The 18,099-nt window shown below is 34.6% G+C and carries 17 protein-coding genes; 10 read left to right on the top strand and 7 right to left on the bottom strand.

Annotated features, from left to right (window positions below):
- Window positions 1-101 precede the first annotated feature (101 nt).
- The 7 genes from NST00_RS14510 (at window position 102) to NST00_RS14540 (ending at window position 8,592) form a co-directional block, all read left to right on the top strand.
- Complete coding sequence (locus NST00_RS14510) at window positions 102-1,649, top strand: Ppx/GppA family phosphatase (RefSeq protein ID WP_168412447.1); 1,548 nt, start codon at window positions 102-104, stop codon at window positions 1,647-1,649.
- A complete protein-coding gene (locus tag NST00_RS14515) occupies window positions 1,649-3,826 on the top strand; it encodes an RNA degradosome polyphosphate kinase (RefSeq protein WP_340710288.1) in 2,178 nt (725 codons plus the stop codon). The genes NST00_RS14510 and NST00_RS14515 overlap by 1 nt, the downstream gene beginning before the upstream one ends.
- A 97-nt stretch (window positions 3,827-3,923) precedes the next feature.
- Window positions 3,924-5,564, top strand: coding sequence for a putative bifunctional diguanylate cyclase/phosphodiesterase (locus NST00_RS14520; RefSeq protein WP_016838271.1), 1,641 nt, complete (start codon window positions 3,924-3,926; stop codon window positions 5,562-5,564).
- A 394-nt stretch (window positions 5,565-5,958) separates the two neighbouring features.
- A complete protein-coding gene (gene fadH, locus NST00_RS14525; RefSeq protein ID WP_168412448.1) occupies window positions 5,959-6,726 on the top strand; it encodes a 2,4-dienoyl-CoA reductase in 768 nt (255 codons plus the stop codon).
- A 79-nt stretch (window positions 6,727-6,805) separates the two neighbouring features.
- Window positions 6,806-7,054 (top strand): short-chain dehydrogenase, encoded by a 249-nt coding sequence (locus NST00_RS14530; protein WP_232019915.1) that lies wholly within the window; start codon window positions 6,806-6,808, stop codon window positions 7,052-7,054.
- Window positions 7,055-7,164: 110 nt separating this feature from the next.
- Window positions 7,165-7,611 carry a cyclic-di-AMP-binding protein CbpB gene (gene cbpB / locus NST00_RS14535; RefSeq protein WP_016838274.1) on the top strand — a complete coding sequence of 149 codons (447 nt, stop codon included), beginning with the start codon at window positions 7,165-7,167 and terminating at the stop codon, window positions 7,609-7,611.
- A gap of 90 nt (window positions 7,612-7,701) precedes the next feature.
- Window positions 7,702-8,592 (top strand): LysR family transcriptional regulator, encoded by an 891-nt coding sequence (locus tag NST00_RS14540; RefSeq protein ID WP_096550548.1) that lies wholly within the window; start codon window positions 7,702-7,704, stop codon window positions 8,590-8,592.
- Window positions 8,593-8,708: 116 nt separating this feature from the next.
- Here the strand turns inward: NST00_RS14540 and NST00_RS14545 are convergent, their stop codons facing one another.
- The gene (locus tag NST00_RS14545; protein WP_026019072.1) at window positions 8,709-9,911 is read right to left on the bottom strand and encodes an MFS transporter; all 1,203 of its coding nucleotides are present in this window, start codon (window positions 9,909-9,911) and stop codon (window positions 8,709-8,711) included.
- Between the two features lie 307 nt (window positions 9,912-10,218).
- Here NST00_RS14545 and NST00_RS14550 point away from each other — a divergent pair, with 307 nt between their 5' ends.
- A complete protein-coding gene (locus tag NST00_RS14550; RefSeq protein WP_340710291.1) occupies window positions 10,219-10,671 on the top strand; it encodes a GNAT family N-acetyltransferase in 453 nt (150 codons plus the stop codon).
- A 111-nt stretch (window positions 10,672-10,782) separates the two neighbouring features.
- On the opposite strand, the gene NST00_RS14555 is transcribed toward NST00_RS14550, so the two are convergent.
- The 5 genes from NST00_RS14555 to NST00_RS14575 are packed head-to-tail and all read right to left on the bottom strand — an operon-like array spanning window position 10,783 to window position 15,119.
- Window positions 10,783-11,859, bottom strand: coding sequence for an ABC transporter substrate-binding protein (locus tag NST00_RS14555; protein WP_016838278.1), 1,077 nt, complete (start codon window positions 11,857-11,859; stop codon window positions 10,783-10,785).
- Window positions 11,856-12,659: an ABC transporter permease gene (locus tag NST00_RS14560; RefSeq protein WP_016838279.1), complete on the bottom strand. Its 804-nt coding sequence runs from the start codon at window positions 12,657-12,659 to the stop codon at window positions 11,856-11,858. Before NST00_RS14560 ends, NST00_RS14555 begins: the two co-directional genes overlap by 4 nt.
- On the bottom strand, window positions 12,659-13,465 hold the full coding sequence (locus NST00_RS14565) for an ABC transporter permease (RefSeq protein ID WP_016838280.1): 807 nt from the start codon (window positions 13,463-13,465) through the stop codon (window positions 12,659-12,661). Before NST00_RS14565 ends, NST00_RS14560 begins: the two co-directional genes overlap by 1 nt.
- On the bottom strand, window positions 13,458-14,558 hold the full coding sequence (locus tag NST00_RS14570) for an ABC transporter ATP-binding protein (RefSeq protein WP_016838281.1): 1,101 nt from the start codon (window positions 14,556-14,558) through the stop codon (window positions 13,458-13,460). The genes NST00_RS14565 and NST00_RS14570 overlap by 8 nt, the downstream gene beginning before the upstream one ends.
- Window positions 14,559-14,576: 18 nt before the next feature.
- Complete coding sequence (locus NST00_RS14575; RefSeq protein WP_016838282.1) at window positions 14,577-15,119, bottom strand: helix-turn-helix domain-containing protein; 543 nt, start codon at window positions 15,117-15,119, stop codon at window positions 14,577-14,579.
- A gap of 302 nt (window positions 15,120-15,421) precedes the next feature.
- Here NST00_RS14575 and NST00_RS14580 point away from each other — a divergent pair, with 302 nt between their 5' ends.
- Window positions 15,422-15,964 carry a peroxiredoxin gene (locus NST00_RS14580; RefSeq protein WP_168412870.1) on the top strand — a complete coding sequence of 181 codons (543 nt, stop codon included), beginning with the start codon at window positions 15,422-15,424 and terminating at the stop codon, window positions 15,962-15,964.
- Window positions 15,965-16,005: 41 nt separating this feature from the next.
- Entirely contained in the window at window positions 16,006-16,449 is a 444-nt protein-coding gene (locus NST00_RS14585; RefSeq protein ID WP_096550555.1) for a TlpA family protein disulfide reductase, read from the top strand.
- 123 nt (window positions 16,450-16,572) lie between these two features.
- Here NST00_RS14585 and NST00_RS14590 read toward each other — a convergent pair whose 3' ends face one another.
- Entirely contained in the window at window positions 16,573-17,232 is a 660-nt protein-coding gene (locus NST00_RS14590) for a potassium channel family protein (protein ID WP_016838285.1), read from the bottom strand.
- Window positions 17,233-18,099: the final 867 nt, after the last annotated feature.

Raw genomic sequence — 18,099 nt, forward strand, 5'->3', positions numbered from 1 at the left:
CGACGTTTTTGATTAATTTTTATTCGTTGAACCAACATTAAACATATGACAAAATATTCTTAAACTTAGAATTCGTATATAGAGAGTAGGGATTTTATTCGGTGAATGAAGTAAACATGGCGGTTATAGATATCGGTTCGAATACAATTCGCCTAGTGCTATACAGATATAGTCACGAAAAAGGATTACGTGAAATTGGAAATATGAAAACGGTTGCTAGGCTAAGGAAATATATTCAAACTGATGGATATATGTCTGAAGAAGGCATTGAAGTATTAAAAAATACGTTAATTTCGTTCAAGGAAATAATGCAAGATTACGGTGTGACGACCGTAAAGGCTGCTGCAACAGCTGCTATTCGACAAGCAAAAAATAATCAAGAAATCCTTTTACAAATGGAAAAAGATACTGGCATAAAAATCGATTTATTATCGGAAGATGAGGAAGCCTATTTCGGATATTTAGCAGTCGTTCATTCGATGGAGATCCCTTCTGCCGTTACAATTGATATTGGTGGAGGTTCAACGGAGATTACGTTGTTTATAAATAAAGAATTACAACATTCTATAAGTTTTCCTTTTGGTACTGTATCGTTAAAACAAAGTTTTGTTACCGGTGATAAAATAAACGAAAAGGAAAAATATCAACTATATCAAAATATAAAGAAATATTTTGAAAATGTAGCATGGTTAAAAAATGTTAAATTACCAATTGTGGGGATTGGTGGCAGTGCTCGAAATCTCGCGCAAATTCATCAGCATCTAATTGATTATCCAATATCTGGCGTCCATCATTATGAAATGAATGAAGAAACGCTAAAAAATTTGAGTGGTTACTTAGGAAAACAATCTTTTGAACAATTAAAGCAAATTGATGGATTGTCTTCCGATCGAGCGGACATTATTGAAATTGCTTTAGTCATTTTTAAAACTTTAATGGAAGTTGTGGATTCGAATTCATTTTACATTAGTAAAAGAGGATTGCGGGAAGGGTTAATCATGGATATCGTGATGAAATCGAATCCTGAAGTTTTTCAACCCTTTAACGTATTTGAAGATTATGCGAATCATCTAGCATTCAAATATGGGAGAACGGAGGCTGAAGTAGGTACATTAGTTACATTAATAGAGAATATATATATAGAAAGTTGTAAATGGAACTTATTTCAATTTAATGAAGAACATCTGAATTTACTAAAAAAAGCAGCAAGAGTATTTTCAATTGGAGATTATATCGAATTAGATTCATCGAATCAACACACTTTTTATCTAATTGCCAATCAATCTATTCCCGGATTAAACCATAAAAATCGGGTAAAAATTGCATTGCTTGCATCTTATAAAAACCGAGATTATTTCAGACGTCTTAGTCAACCGTTTCTGACATGGTTTACCCGTGAAGAGTTAAAAATTTTGCGAAATTTCGGTGCTTTATTAAAATTTGTATATTCCTTAAATAGTTCAAAAAGAAATATCGTAAAAAGTATTAAAATGGAATTACAAGAAAAGGATATCATTACTCTATTTGTTGTTTCGAAAGGGCGTGCAGTGGCAGAAATCCATCGAGCACAAAGCCAAAAGAAGCATATTGAACGATTATTTAAGAAGAGGGTAAAAATTGAGTTAATCTATGAAGGGTGGAATGAGTAATGACAGATGAAACAGGGCTGAACTCTCCTGAAAGGGAAAATCTTATAAATAATCATCAATTAACGGATATCGATAGAAGGAAAATATTGGATGAAATATCGAAACCTGAGTATTATAATAACCGTGAATTAAGTTGGTTAGCATTCAACGAACGAGTATTAGAAGAAGCGGAAGATGAAACAAATCCATTACTGGAGCGGTTGAGATTTATCGCAATCTTTAGTTCGAATTTAGATGAATTTTTTATGGTGCGTGTGGCTGGACTTCAAGACCAAGTTCGCGCGGGATTTCATAAACCGGAAAATAAAGCGGGCTTAACGCCCAAGGAACAATTGGAGAAAATTGCTGAAAAAACACAAGCGCTTGTTCGTAGGCAAATGGAAGTTTTTCGTCATTTAATATTCGAGCTATTGCCAAAGGAAAATATCTACTTAACAGATATCAAATCATTATCGAAAGAACAGCAGCAATACATCAATGAAATGTTTGAAGAAACCATTTTCCCTGTACTAACACCCATAGCAGTAGATGCTTATCGCCCTTTTCCTACATTACTCGGAAAAACATTAAACTTGCTTGTTTTGTTAGAAGATACAAAAGTGTTAAGCGAGTTTAACGAAAAAGTTGCTATTATACAAGTTCCATCTGTATTAGATCGCTTTATTGAAGTACCCGCAGGCCCTGATAAAAAAGTATTTGTTCTATTAGAAGATGTCATTACTTCACATGTAGATCGACTATTTTATGGCTATAATGTGAAATCGGTACAGGCTTTCCGATTAACGAGAAATGCTGATTTAACAATTCATGAAGAAGGCGCTCAAGATTTACTCGTTGAAATCGAAAAGGAATTGAAAAAAAGAAAATGGGGAATTGGAAGCCGTCTTGAAGTTCGCGATGGAGAAATGAATGATGACGTTTTAGAATATTTATTAGAAGAATTTGAAATTAGTGAATCCGATGTTTTTAAAATTGATGGCCCTCTTGATTTAACGTTTTTATTTAGTTTTGTGAAGAAGTTGTCTCAAGGAAGAGAGCATTTATTATTTGAAAGTTTTATTCCTCAACGTCCATTAGATTTAGAGTCTGATGAAGATATTTACGAAAAGGCGCTAGAAAAGGATTTATTTTTTCATCATCCATATGAATCCTTTGAGCCTATTGTGGAATTTATTACAGAAGCGGCGAATGATCCGACAGTGTTAGCAATCAAACAGACTTTATATCGAGTAAGCGGTAATTCACCGATTATTCAAGCTCTAAAACAAGCGGCTGAAAATGGGAAACAAGTGACAGTTTTAGTAGAGTTAAAAGCACGTTTTGATGAAGAAAACAACGTGCATTGGGCGAAGGAGCTGGAACAATCAGGTTGCCTTGTGATTTATGGAATGCATAACTTAAAAACCCATTCAAAAATAACCCTTGTAGTTCGACGGAAAAATGGAAAAATAGAGCGTTTCGTCCATTTAGGAACAGGGAATTATAATGATGCGACAGCTAAAACATATACCGATATGGGGATTATTACAACGAATAAAGAGTTTGGTATAGATGCAACGAATTTCTTTAACTATTTAAGTGGTTATACGGAAAAGCCTAGGTTCCACCATATTGTCGTATCACCTTATGATATTCGTGATAAATTTATTGAAATGATTGATCAAGAAATTGAGTTTCATAAAAAATATGGAAATGGATTCATTCGTGCAAAAATGAATGCGTTAACTGACAAAGATTTAATTATGAAATTGTATGAAGCTTCCATAAATGGTGTTAAAATTGAATTACTAATACGAGGTATTTGTTGTTTGAGACCTGGTATACCAGGCATTAGTGAAAATATTACGGTCACTAGTATCGTCGGTCGATTCTTAGAGCATTCGCGCATTTATTGGTTCCATCATAACGGAGAAAATAAAATTTATTTATCTTCAGCCGATATGATGACTCGGAATATGGTGCGTCGAGTGGAAATACTATTCCCAATCTATTCTGCTGAAATTAAACAACGAATAATGCATATTTTTTCAACACAACTAGCTGATAATGTAAAGGCTCGTGTTCAAGATTCAACAGGAAAATTTCGATATAAGGAACGTAAAGAAGGCGAGCCGGTAATCAATAGCCAGGAGCTATTTATTTTAGAAGCAACTAGTACAGTCATGATGGAGGAATAAGAACTGTATTGAATGCATGGTGTAGTTTAATTGAATAAATGACCGGACACATAAACTACACCTTTTTATACATTTACATAGTAATGGAGGAACATCGATGATCAACTTTCCAGCCAATACAGAAAAAGATTACTTACAATATGTCATGAAACTTAACCCTTTTAATGCGATTGTCATATTAAAACAGTTAAGGGCTGGAAAATTTTCTGTAGAAATGATTAATTCCAGTGCTTACAAATTAACGCCCAATACTTTTGAAAAAGGGATGGACGCTGAACATTTTTTTGAGCTATTAAATTGGAATGAAATCAAAAAAGTGATATTAGAAAAGCAAGAGAAAATTCAATACATAACAATGAATATGGATGAAGAATTGCAAATGTATGTGGAACCGATTAAGTTTCATGACGAATTGTATTATGCGGTCATCATGAGTCAAGGGAAGGAATTTAGCTATATATCGTTTATTGATGAAAATACAGGATTGCTAAATCGAAGAGCATTAAATTTTCGTTGGGATGAGAAATATCGTAACTATAATCATGATATGAATCTATCAATTTTATTGGTAGATCTTGATCGCTTTAAAAAGTATAACGAGTCGTTAGGAAAACAAAATGCAGATATAATGATTAAGCAAATTAGTGAGCGATTTAAGCGATTAAAAGGAAAAAACATTGAATTATATCATTATAATGGTGATGAATTCCTTTATTTAATGAAGCATTATCTTCGAGAAGAAGTGGAACTTCTTGCTAACCAAGTGTTAGAGGAGTTAAAAGTACCTTTTATTATAGATGGACAAGAATATTTTGTAACTGCATCCATTGGGATTGCTACATTAAATTCTGAGCAAAAAAGAGATTTTAACTCATTGTTGCATCAAGCAGAACAAGCACTATTTTATGTGAAGACTCATGGCCGTGCTCATTATCGTTTCTATCGTGAAGAAATGAGTAAAGATTTTAAAAATGAAGTGCTGATGGAAGCTCATTTAAAACGGGCGATCGAGTTTAATGAATTATCCATCCACTTGCAACCGCAAGTAAATTATTTAACGAATGAGATTGATAGTTTTGAAGCTTTACTCCGTTGGAACAACCCGAAGTTTGGTTATGTTCCACCATCCCAATTTATTCCTTTAGCTGAATCAAGCGGTTTAATTATTGAAATAGGAGATTGGGTGTTGGAACAAGTTTGTAGTTATCAGCGAGAATGGAGAAAAAAAGGATATCGTCCTGTAAGAATTGCAGTAAATATTTCACCAATGCAATTTAAACAACTAAACTTCCCGAATAAAATTGAATCCGTATTAAAGAAGTACGAGGTTGACCCACAATTTATTGAACTGGAGATTACAGAAAGTTCAATGGAAAATGTAGAAGAAACGGAAGAAATATTGAAAAAGCTAAAAAAGCTCGGTGTTTATGTATCTGTAGATGATTTTGGTACAGGTTATTCTTCTTTAAGTTATTTAAAAAAATACCCGATTGATATCATCAAAATCGATCAATCTTTTATTTCGGATATTAACAAAGATGAAAAAAATGAAGCCATAATAAAAGCGATTATTTCTTTATCACATCATTTAGGGATGGATGTGGTCGCAGAAGGTGTGGAAGAAAAATATCAAGAATTATTTTTAAAGGAAAATCGTTGTAAAAAAGGACAAGGTTATTTGTATAATAAACCGATGCCGGTGGAAGAAGTTATTAAAAAATATTTAGAATGTAAATAAATGCAATTCGTTTAGGATTGCTACATAGCTTCCAATTTCAATAACCCGAATAGTGACATGATCACTATTCGGGATTATTCAAACTTCCATTGTTGGAATAAAAAACAAAGGAAAAAGTAGATTAATGAATAAGTAAAGATTACTTTTCTACCAATCAAATACAATCTTCGACACTACATATGTCGAAGATTTTGATAATTGAAATAATTTTAAGAAAACAAAACCTAGAAAATATTATACAACAATTATACTAAATGTTAAATATGTAAAAATATAGTATATTTATTTTTTATTTACAAATAGCAAAAGTTGAATTTTCGACAAACTTTGCACTTCTTTTCTTGTACAATAGAAATGAATGGTTATTCATTCATATACGATGGGAGGAATGTTTATGTTAAACAATGAAACGATTATCGTAACAGGCGGCTCTAGTGGAATGGGACTGGCTATGGCAAAAAAATTTGTGCAAGAAGGTGCTAATGTCGTTATAACTGGTCGAAATGAAGAGCGTCTTGAAAAGGCAAAAAATGAGATTTCACAGTTTGGCAATACAATTGAAACGTTTCAGATGGATGTTCGAGATGTGGAACAAGTAAAGGCAACGGTTCAATATACCATTCAACGATTTGGAAAAATTGATGGATTAGTAAATAATGCAGCAGGAAACTTTATTGTTGCAGCAGAAAAATTATCGCCAAATGGTTGGAAAGCGGTTATTGATATTGTTTTAAATGGAACATTTTATTGCTCACAAGAAGTAGGAAAATATTGGATTGAACAAGGGATAAAAGGAAAAATTTTAAATATGGTAGCCACATATGCTTGGCAAGCAGGTGCAGGGGTCGTTCACTCCGCAGCAGCCAAAGCAGGAGTATTGTCATTAACTCGTACTCTTGCTGTTGAATGGGGACACAAATATGGAATACGTGTAAATGCCATTGCACCAGGACCGATTGACAGAACGGGTGGTGCAGAAAAACTTTGGGAATCAGAAGAACAAGTAAAACGCACGATTGAATCCGTCCCTTTAAAACGTCTAGGTACACCAGAAGAAATTGCGGATTTGGCAGCATTCATGTTATCTGAAAAGTGTGCCTATATGAACGGAGAATGTGTAACGTTGGATGGCGGCCAATGGCTCAACCAATTTCCATTTTAATTGAAATCTGTCGTTTTTATTAAGAAGAATAAAAAATAAAAAAAAGAAACATACTCTTCTTAAGACTAGAAGGGAGAGTATGATGATGGGTGGATGGACCATTCCGACAATTATTGTAGGCTTAATTATTGTTGGTGTTTCGTATGTCATGACTGTAAGTGTCATGAAGAAAACAGAAGAGCGAGCTTCCGCTATGGATACACCTATTAGTAAAACTGTTCGAGAACATCCAATTTTAATGAATCCAATCATTATTATGTACATTATTTTCGGTATATTTACTGGTATCATGATTTTTTACTATTGGGCAAAATCTGCTTCTTATTAAAACAAAAAATCCTTCAACCCAAAAATTCATGTGTCATTGTCATGGTCATAAAACTGTCAAATATGATATGATAGTGGTAACTGGGGTCCTCATGGAAGGGGTTGAAGGATTTGATTTCAACAAAGACAAGAGCCTTTTTGGAAACGCCGATTAGTGATTTTATTATTCCGGCAGAAAAAGTAGCTCATGTTTTAGTTGGAAATAGTGCTGAACATGCATTGTTAGTTCTTACTAAAACAGGTTATTCTCAAGTACCGGTATTGGATACGAAGTTTCGAATTCATGGTTTGGTAAGTTCAAAGATGATTACCGAATCAATACTTGGGCTAGAGCGGATTGAGTATGAAAAATTAGCTCATATTAAAGTTGATGACTGCATGGATCGAAATGTCACATATTTAAAAATCGATGATACGATTCAAAGGGCATTAGATTTAGTCATTAACCATGCCTTTTTATGCGTTGTAGATCATGAAGGCACTTTTGCAGGGATATTAACGAGAAGAGTGATTTTAAAGCAATTAAAAAAATATATTTATCAAGTATTAGATTATTAATTGAACAATCATCGGCAAAATCCATGGATGAAAAGGATTTTGTCGATTTTTATTGAATTTTTATGTATCGTATTTTTTTGGAGTGATTGGATGACAACGACAGAAGCAGAAATTATAAAAATATTAGCGGAAGAACGAAATATGCGCAAGGCAGCAGAACGGCTATTTATTACACAACCTGCGTTATCTCAACGATTGCAATCGATTGAAAAATATTGGGGTACTCAATTATTCATTCGTTCTCAAAAGGGATTGATGCCTACACCTGCAGGAGAATTAGTTATTCAATATGCAATTGAGACATTGCAAAAAAAAGAAGAAGTTTTTGAAAGGATTCAAGCTCTAGATTCAAAAGTGCATGGTACATTAAAAATCGCTTGTGCCTCCATCGTTGGAATTAACTGGTTACCAAAAGTGTTAAAAGAATTTGTCACAACTTATCCAGATGTTAAAATTTCATTAATTACCGGTTGGAGTTCTGAAATTGTGAAAGCTCTTTATGATGGGGAAGCCCAAGTTGGTATTGTCAGAGGCCAGTCAGAGTGGAAAGGGAAAAAGATGCACTTATTCCGCGATACAATGTATCTAGTAGATAAAGAAATTGAAAGATTAGAAGAAATTTTAACGACGGAACGGCCATTTATTCAATTTAAAAGCGATTCCAATTATTATCAAGAAATTCAAGTTTGGTGGCAAGGACACTTTGCATCTAGCCCTAAAAGACAAATCATTGTAGATCAAATTGAAACATGTAAGCAAATGGCGCTCAATGGTATTGGATATGCGATTTTACCTTCTATTACATTAAATGGAGGAGAAAATGTAAATAAAATTGCATTAACATCTGGAGATACAGATATTGGGCTAACTCGGGATACTTGGCTGATTGGTTATGAATCCTCCTTCCGATTACGTCAAGTGGAAGCTTTTGTTGAAGTAGTGAAAAAACATGCTGATTCAGTAGATGAGTCCCAACGATAATTTATTGATGAAAAACAATGGCGAAATATGAACAATAGTATGTATTTGAAAAACTAATTCTCAATAAACAAATAAAGAGCGAATGGAACGATTTTATTCCATCCGCTCTTTTTCTATTAATATTCTTCATTTGCTTTCAATAATTGTGGTGCTTTTTTCATTGTCCAAAGGTGAGCTAATATGTAACAGGCAAATAAGATGAATGCACCAAGAATAAATGGTGAAGATAATTTCCATTCAAGCATTATTCCTGCGAGGGCGGGACCAACCATATTACCTAAACTCATATATGCATTATTCATTCCAGCGGCAAAACCTTGCTCAGCCCCTGCCAATTTCGAAATTAATGTGTTGACTGCTGGCCGAATAAAAGTTGTGGCAATTTGGAAAATAGACGTAATGGTAATAATAATGAAAAATCCTTTTATATACACCATACCAACCATGGAAAGTGCAGCAATAATCAAATTGACTAATATAACTTTCATCTCACCGAATCGTTTAAATAGCTGGTCGACAATATATACTTGTAAAATTACACCAAGAAAACCGCCGATTATCATAACGATAGCGATATCCATAGGCGTATAGCCAAATTTATAAGTTAAGTACATAGACAACGTCGATTGGAAATTTGCGATACCAAAACTAAAAACAAAGACGACTAATAACATGACGAAGTAGGGCGTATGAAGGGAACGTAATAATTGTTGAAAGATGTTATCTTTCCCTTTTGTTATTAATCGTTCTTTCTGTTGTTGTTTAATATTCGGTAACACGATAAAAGAAACGATGGCTGCTATTAAAGCAACGATCCCTCCAAAATAAAAGGGAAAATGCAAATTCACTTTAGCTAAAAATCCACCAATCCCTGGCCCAATCATAAATCCAAGAGATATGGCTGCTCCGAGAAATCCCATTCCTTTTCCCCGTTCTTCCACTGTTGTAATATCCGCTACATAGGCCATCACCGGTGGCATGATGAAGGCAGCGCCAGCTCCTGACAAGAAACGGGCAAAAAACAGCATCCAAATTGCTTTTGCTATCCCAAAGAAGATTTGTGAAAATCCAAAAACGATTAATCCCAAAATGACAAAGAATTTTCGTCCATATAAATCCGATAAATTCCCTGCGATCGGAGAAAAAATAAATTGGGCAAAGGCAAAATCAGCAACTAAAAATCCGAGGATGGTACCCCCAACTCCAAAAAGATCCAGGTAGGAAGGTAACACCGGAACCACCATTCCAATGCCTCCCATTGTAATGAATAAGTTAAACATTAACATAAACATGACCAACTTTTTCTTTCTCTGTGACATTCCGATCACCTTCCATTTAATTCAAAAAACTTACTATGAAATAATGAACTATTTTATCATATTACAATAAGGAAAATATAGGAGAAAGAATTTTAATCAATCGATTATTTTAACAATCTGCTATATAAATATAAAGCAATCACTGTATCTGCCTCCTCTGAACAGCGTAGTTAAAATTGCTAAGCATGATATTTACAACAGAAAACAGTAAAATTTTATATGGTCCAACCAATTGTGAAGGTGGACAAATTATTATTTATAACCTTTTGGCATTTTACTTCCTTAATTAATTTAAAAGGGGGATTTTATGATTATACGATTATTAAATAACAATGAAAATCCGCCAATGGATTTGTTGTTATTGGCGGATCCTTCTGTGGACAATGTGGAAGAATATTTAAAAAGAGGTGAATGCTATGTTGCGGAAATGAATCATCAAATTGTAGGAGTTTATGTCCTGCTTGCGACAAGACCCAAAACAATGGAAGTCGTGAATGTTGCTGTTGCTGAAAACTATCAAGGAAAAGGAATAGGAAAACTTTTGGTTATGCATGCAGTGAATACAGCAAAAGAAAAAGGTTTTAAAACAATTGAAATTGGAACCGGAAACTCAAGCATCTCCCAACTAGCTCTTTATCAAAAATGCGGTTTTCGAATTACCGGTATCGACAGAGATTATTTTATAAGGCACTACTCTATAGAGATTTTTGAAAATGGCATTCAATGCAGGGATATGATTCGGCTATCCCAAGAATTATAGAACGACTATGAGAAGAAAAAGATTATATTAATAAAACCCTGAAAAAGAATAAAATTGAGAGTTTCTTAAAAAGAAACTCTCAATCATTCATTTTTGTCATTGACAAAAGAGCTACCTGATGGACATTTTAAATTCCAAAAAGTATTCGTTATATTTTCCTAGCCATTCTAAGCCTAAATTTTCATATACTTCTAACCGATCTTTTATTTCTTCAGGAGGGTAGAAACGTTCATCGTTAACAATTTCTGGATCCATTATGTCTAATGCAGCTTTATTTGGTGTGGAATAACCAACATATTCAGCATTTTGCGCTGCTACTTCAGGATCCAGCATAAAGTTAATGAAGGCATGTGCACCATCAATATTTTTTGCTGTTTTCGGAATGACAAAGTTATCAAACCACAAATTTGATCCTTCCTGTGGTACTGCATAATCTAATTCTTCATTTTCTGACATCATATCAGCTGCTGATCCCGACCATGTGAGGGCAACAGCTGCTTCATTATTAATCATTAAAGGTATGATTTCATCACCGATGATCCCTTTAATATTTGGAGAAAGGGTGACGAGTTTATCAGTTACTTGACGCAACAATTTCTCATCTTTTGCATTTAACGATTCGCCAATGGAGTTTAAACCCATTCCCATTACTTCGCGTGCACCATCCACTAAAAATACTTTTCTTTTCAGGGAAGGATCCCATAAATCGTTCCATGATTCAAAAGTTATATGATCTGGAATTAAATTTGGATTAAAGACAATGCCAACCGTACCCCAGAAATATGGTATAGAATACTTGTTTTTCGGATCAAAAGGTAAGTCTAAATAATAGGGATCAATATATTGTAAATTCGGTATTTTTGAATGATCAATTGGGTGGAGTAAATCTTCTTCAATCATCATCTCAATAGTATATTCAGATGGGATGGCGATGTCATATGTCGTTCCACCTTGTTGGATTTTTGTCAACATTGCTTCGTTGGAATCAAATGTTTCATAAATGACCTTAATTCCAGTTTCTTCAGTAAATTGTTTTAATAAATCAGGGTCGATATAGTCTCCCCAGTTGTAAATTGTAATCGTGTCTTTACTTCCTTTGCCGCCGGAAGCTTCCAATTGATCAGCAACGAAGTAAAGCCCCGCACATAGTAGCAAAATAGCGATACTTAAGTTAATTAATGATTTCATAATCGTCCTAACCCCCCGTTAGCAAGCTTCGTGCGGCGGGTTACGAAATAGTAACCAATTACAATAAGAACCGTCACGACAAAGATAATTCCGGAAAGGGCATTAATTGTTAATGAAATACCAACGCGAGCAATGGAATAAATTTCTACAGATAATGTAGAGAATCCGTTTCCGGTTACGAAAAACGTAACAGCGAAATCATCTAATGAATAGGTGAGTGCCATAAAGAAGCCTGCAAAAATGCCAGGTTTAATGTAAGGGACGATTACACGGTATAAAACATCCCGTTTAGTGGCACCTAAATCTTGTGCTGCATCAATTAAATTTGGATTCATTTCTAATAACTTCGGCAATACCATTAAAACAACAATCGGAATACTAAAAGCAATATGTGAGATTAGGACTGACGTAAATCCGAGTTTTACTCCAATCATCGTAAAGAGAATTAAAAAGCTTGCACCAATCACTACATCTGGGCTTACAATCATAATATTATTTAATGAAAGCAACGTATTTCGCATTTTTCGGTTTTTTATTGACACAATTCCAATTGCCCCTAAAGTACCGAGAATCGTAGAAATTAAACTAGATAACAGGGCGATGATGATTGTGTTAATTAATATGACTAACAACCGAGAATCTTCAAAAACAGCTTGATAATGTTCCAATGTAAATGACTCAAAATTATGCATGGAACCACCGCTATTGAATGAGTAGAAAATTAAATAGAAGATCGGCGCGTATAATATGATGAATACAACGGCGACATATATTTTTGCTGGTGTAGATAATCTATTCATTACACGCGACCTCCTTTTGCTTTTCTACCAGTGAATAACATACTTACTAACATGATTAATACAAGGAATACGGCAATTGTTGAACCCATTCCCCAGTTTTGGGCAACGAGGAATTGCTGTTCAATAGCTGTCCCTAATGTAATCACTTGGTTTCCTGCAATTAAGCGAGTAATCATGAAGAGTGATAATGCAGGAATAAATGTAACTTGAATTCCCGACTTCACGCCTTCGATTGTTAATGGCCAAATTACTCGGCGGAATGTAGTAAAAGGTGATGCACCTAAATCTCTTGCTGCATCCACTAATGTTGGATTTAACTTATCTAAGGAGTTAAAGATCGGGATAATCATAAATGGAATAAAGATATAAACAGAAACAAATATAAAACTAAAATCAGTGAATAAAATTTGTTGTGGCTCAATTCCAAATACGCTGACCACTGCGTTAATCGGTCCATATAAACCAAATATTCCGATGAAAGCATAAGTTTTTAATAGTAAATTAATCCATGATGGAATAATGATAAACATGAGCCAAAGATATTTGTGTTTCGTTTTCGTTAAAATAAATGCCATCGGATAAGAAATAAGCAATGTAAAGAAAGTTATGATGACAGCGTAAAAAAAGCTAGTAAGTGTCATCTGGATATAAACAGGCGAAAAGAATCGTTTATAGTTTTCCAATGTGAAATTGCCGTTTAAATCTAGCATGGAATAATAAACGATTAAGGCAATTGGCGCAATGACAAAGAAAGCAATCCAAAGGAGATAGGGAATGAGCGGCCCTTTTGCTACACGATCACGCATTGTTACCCTCTCCATATGATTCTAATCGTTTATCAAATTCTTCTTCCGTCTCATTTAAACGCATTACATGGATTGCTTCTGGATCAAAGTTTAAGCCGATTTCTTCGCCAACTTCTGCCTTTTTCAAAGAATGAACGAGCCATTCATTACCGTCTTTATCATAAGTCGATAACTCGTAATGCACACCGCGGAACAATTGAGTATCGACTGTTACAACGAGTTTTCCTTTGTCCACTGATGTAATTTCCAAATCTTCAGGTCGGATGACAATATCTACTTTTTCATTTGGTTTCATGCCTTTATCAACACAATCAAAAACTCTTCCGGCAAATTGCACTTTGTAATCTTCTAACATAATGCCTTCAACGATATTTGATTCTCCTATAAAATCCGCTACGAATCGGTTGATTGGTTCATCGTATATGTCAACAGGGGAACCTGATTGTTGAATTTCACCATCGTTTAATACAAAAATTTCATCAGACATCGCTAAGGCTTCTTCTTGGTCGTGAGTGACAAAAACAAAGGTTTTTCCAAGTCGCTGCTGTAATTCTCTGAGTTCGTATTGCATTTCAGAACGTAATTTTAAGTCAAGGGCAGATAGTGGCTCATCTAGTAAAATCACTTCGGGATCATTCACAATTGCTCGTGCAATGGCTACACGTTGTCGCTGACCACCTGACATCTCAGAAATTTCACGGCTTTCAAACCCTTCCAAATTGACAAATTTCAGCGCTTCCATAACACGCTCTTTAATTTCGCTTTCTTTTATCTTTTTTATGCGCAATCCGAATGCGACATTTTCAAAGACATTTAAATGTGGAAATAGCGCATAGTCTTGAAATACTGTATTTACTTGTCGTTGGTGAGCAGGAACGTTGTTGATTTTTTTTCCATTAAAATAGACGTTTCCGCTAGAAGGCTCTGTAAAACCCGCAATTATTCTAAGAATCGTTGTTTTTCCACAACCTGATGGTCCAAGTAAGGTATAAAACTTTCCTTTCTCCAATTCAAAGTTTATGTTTTTTAATACTACTGTCCCATCGTCATAAGATTTTGATACATTTTCAAATTGAATAATTGTGTTACTCATATCCAAGCCTCCTAAACACTATAGATAAGATTCTGTTGCTACAAGAAGCAATTGTGACTCACCATCATTGGCATTAAATATTTGGTGATTGCTTGAAGCTTCATAATAGATTGAATTTCCTTCACTGGCGATGTATTCTTCTTCCCCTAAAACAACTCGAATCCGACCCTTTAATACATAAATAAATGTTTCAGCTAGAGAAGGTTCGAATTGTTTATATTCGCCACCCTTTTGAAATGTGATGATGACCGGTTCCATTTCTTTATCATTGGAAGTCGGTATAAGCCATTTGATTTCATATTTTTTTTCATCATCTATATAAGAGGTTTGGTCTTCCTCGCTGTAAACCACTTTTTGTTCTTCAAAATCATCATCAAAAAATTCTTTAGGGGTGGAACCTAATACTTCTAAAATGGTAAAAAGCGTGTCGATGGAAGGGGAGTTTAAATCGCGTTCAAGTTGTGAAATGTAACCCTTAGTTAAGTCCGTTCTTTCTCCGAGCTCTTCTTGAGTTAACCCTTTCTTAATGCGCAATGCTTTAATTTTCTTTCCGATTTGCATAGATAAAACTCCTCTTTTTCGACAAGTAGTTTATTTTTTCTAAACTTTTTGTAAGAAAGTTTACTTTTACAAAACTTTTAGTTTACAATTACAGATAATGATTATACCTAATTTTAATTGAAATGCAACAATTTTTTATAAAATTTTCATATTTATATAAAGAAAAAATGCAATATTTTTTTAACTTTTCAGTAAGATATTAGGAAGCGTTGTACCCAAAATAATTGAAAATACGGAATGCATTTGTTAACGTAAAAAAAGGAAAGTATTATCTTCATTTTGGCGGTTAGGGGGAATCTCACATGGCAGAATGTTTAGTGAATAAACAGGCTCCGTTATTTGAATTGAATGCAGCAATGCCGGATAAGACCTTTGGAAAAGTTGCTTTGGAAGATATCATGAATGAAGGGAAATGGACTGTTCTATTTTTTTATCCAATGGATTTTACTTTTGTATGTCCCACGGAAATTACAGCATTGAGCGATCGCTATGATGAGTTTGAAGAATTAAATGCAGTAGTAATCGGTGTGTCGACAGATTCAATATATACTCATTTAGCATGGATCAATACAGAGCGGACGAAAAATGGTATTGGACAGCTAAATTACCCTTTAGCTTCGGATCACAATCACGTAGTTTCAAGGAAGTTTGGTGTTTTAATAGAAGAGGAAGGGGTAGCGCTTCGCGGATTATTTATTATTAGTCCAGATGGTGAGATTCAATATCAAGTCATACATCACAATAATATTGGTCGGGATGTTGATGAAGTATTGCGCGTATTACAGGCTCTTCAAACGGGCGGGTTATGCCCAGCCAATTGGCGCCCTGGTCAATCTACATTATGATTTTACAGAGGCATGGGAGATATTTTTAAGGGGGAAAGTTGATGAAATTGCGTTCACCATTACCAGAATTGGATGGTGCAACAATATGGATTAATGGGAAAGTGCGAAAAGAAGAATTATTAGGAGAAAAACTCACGTTAATCCACTTTTGGTCAATCAGCTGCTACTTATGCAAAGAAGCTATGCCCGATTTTAATCGATTTCGTGAAAAGTATAAAGATTACTTGAGTGTCGTAGCAGTGCATATGCCTCGTTCAAAAGAAGATACGGATATTGAAACAATTAAACAAGTAGCGGAAAAGTTAAATATGACACAGCCTATATTTGTAGATAATGATTTATTATTATCGGATTTATTTGAAAATGAATATGTGCCTTCCTATTATTTGTTTGACCGCTCCGGTTTTTTGCGGCACTATCAAGCTGGTGGAAAAGGAATGAAAATGTTAGAACAGCGGGTAAACAGGATTATAGAGGAAAAATAAAAGGTAAAGTTGTCTGAAGGTAAGAAAACTCTTCAGACAGCTTTTTTTGTATCATGATTGTTTCAAAAGAGTTGTTTTTTGGAAAGAAAAGCTTCATCAAGGCTTCATGAAATATATCACTTATTATGTCATCGCCCGATTGACGAAGCGGTTAATATCCACTACAGCTCCGATGACAAGCAATATATCGCCTAATAATATTTTTTCATCGGCACTAGGAGAAATGATGATTTGTTCGCCTCGTTTAATCCCGATAATGTTAATTCCGTAATTCGCACGAATATCTAAATCTTTAATAGAATATCCAGCAATGCGATGGTTTGATTTAATTTCCATAATGGAGTGCTCATCGGATAATTCTAAATAATCAAGGACATTGGACGACATTATGTTATTGGCAATGCGAATACCCATGTCCCGTTCTGGGTGTACGATTAAATCCGCCCCTATTTTTTGTAATACTTTTGCATGATAATCGTTTTGCGCTTTTACAGTAACTTGGGGTACACCTAATTCTTTTATAATTAATGTCGTGAGTATACTTGCTTGAATATCGTCTCCAATTGCCACAATCACATGTTCAAAGTTTTGGATACCGAGTGATTTTAATGCTTCCTCATCTGTGGAATCTGCAATAACCGCATGGGTAGCAATTTTAGAAAATTCTTCCACTCGATCAGATGAAGAATCAATTGCCATCACATCTGCTCCAAGTCGAACTAATTCCCGGCAGATACTTCCTCCAAATCGTCCCAACCCAATAACTACAAATTCTTTTCTCATTTGTTACCTCCGTACATGCATCGATGACATTATTTTAGCTTACTATTTCGAAATCCACAAATAGAGGGAAAGGTTATTTTTTAGTTGTTTCCATATGGTTTACTTCGTGAATCGTATACGTTTATAATAAGCAAACCAAACACCATTATCACAAATGAAGGCTTTAAAGCTTTTTCCTCGTTCTCAATGATTTCAAGTCTACTTTCTTCATTTATTTAATCGAATAGAAGTAATGGATTCCATTGATCTGAGATAATAGTCAATCGATTAAAAAGTTTGCGATAGGAGAAATTAGCCAAACTTCCGAAGATAATAGTCATTCACAAGAGCATAATAGTCAAAGTAGTGAACATAATAGCCAATCGATAAAAATAGCCGCAAGCGATGGGCTATAATAGTCAAATTTCAGAAGATATTAGCCATACGCAAGAGGATAATAGTCAAAGGAACGAACATAATAGCCAAGCGATAAAAAAAGCCGGGAGCAGAGAGGGATAATAGTCAAATTTCAGAAGATATTAGTCACACGCCAGAGGATAATAGTCAAAGGAGCGAACATAATAGCCAAGCGATAAAAAAAGCCGGGAGCAGAGAGGGATAATAGTCAAATTTCAGAAGATATTAGTCACACGCCAGAGGATAATAGTCAAAGGAGCGAACATAATAGCCAAGCGATAAAAAAAGCCGCAAGCGATGGGCGATAATAGTCAAATTTCAGAAGATATTAGCCATACGTAAGAGGATAATAGTCAAAGAAGCGAACATAATAGCCAAGCGATAAAAAAAGCCGCGTGTGAGGGAGGATAATAGTCAAACTTTCGAAGTTAATAGTCATGCGCCAGAGGATAATAGTCAAAATAACCGACA

The sequence above is a fragment of the Ureibacillus sp. FSL K6-0165 genome (assembly GCF_038004285.1).
GTDB lineage: Bacteria > Bacillota > Bacilli > Bacillales_A > Planococcaceae > Ureibacillus > Ureibacillus thermosphaericus.

Excerpts from the sequence above, each read along its gene's own strand:
- NST00_RS14520 (WP_016838271.1), top strand. The coding sequence starts at position 3,924 with ATGATCAACTTTCCAGCCAATACAGAAAAAGATTACTTACAATATGTC.
- fadH (WP_168412448.1), top strand. The coding sequence starts at position 5,959 with ATGTTAAACAATGAAACGATTATCGTAACAGGCGGCTCTAGTGGAATG.
- NST00_RS14560 (WP_016838279.1), bottom strand. The coding sequence starts at position 12,659 with ATGAATAGATTATCTACACCAGCAAAAATATATGTCGCCGTTGTATTC.
- NST00_RS14590 (WP_016838285.1), bottom strand. The coding sequence starts at position 17,232 with ATGAGAAAAGAATTTGTAGTTATTGGGTTGGGACGATTTGGAGGAAGT.
- NST00_RS14530 (WP_232019915.1), top strand. The coding sequence starts at position 6,806 with ATGATGATGGGTGGATGGACCATTCCGACAATTATTGTAGGCTTAATT.
- NST00_RS14515 (WP_340710288.1), top strand. The coding sequence starts at position 1,649 with ATGACAGATGAAACAGGGCTGAACTCTCCTGAAAGGGAAAATCTTATA.
- NST00_RS14565 (WP_016838280.1), bottom strand. The coding sequence starts at position 13,465 with ATGCGTGATCGTGTAGCAAAAGGGCCGCTCATTCCCTATCTCCTTTGG.
- NST00_RS14540 (WP_096550548.1), top strand. The coding sequence starts at position 7,702 with ATGACAACGACAGAAGCAGAAATTATAAAAATATTAGCGGAAGAACGA.
- NST00_RS14585 (WP_096550555.1), top strand. The coding sequence starts at position 16,006 with ATGAAATTGCGTTCACCATTACCAGAATTGGATGGTGCAACAATATGG.
- NST00_RS14555 (WP_016838278.1), bottom strand. The coding sequence starts at position 11,859 with ATGAAATCATTAATTAACTTAAGTATCGCTATTTTGCTACTATGTGCG.
- NST00_RS14570 (WP_016838281.1), bottom strand. The coding sequence starts at position 14,558 with ATGAGTAACACAATTATTCAATTTGAAAATGTATCAAAATCTTATGAC.
- NST00_RS14575 (WP_016838282.1), bottom strand. The coding sequence starts at position 15,119 with ATGCAAATCGGAAAGAAAATTAAAGCATTGCGCATTAAGAAAGGGTTA.
- NST00_RS14580 (WP_168412870.1), top strand. The coding sequence starts at position 15,422 with ATGGCAGAATGTTTAGTGAATAAACAGGCTCCGTTATTTGAATTGAAT.
- NST00_RS14545 (WP_026019072.1), bottom strand. The coding sequence starts at position 9,911 with ATGTCACAGAGAAAGAAAAAGTTGGTCATGTTTATGTTAATGTTTAAC.
- NST00_RS14550 (WP_340710291.1), top strand. The coding sequence starts at position 10,219 with ATGATTATACGATTATTAAATAACAATGAAAATCCGCCAATGGATTTG.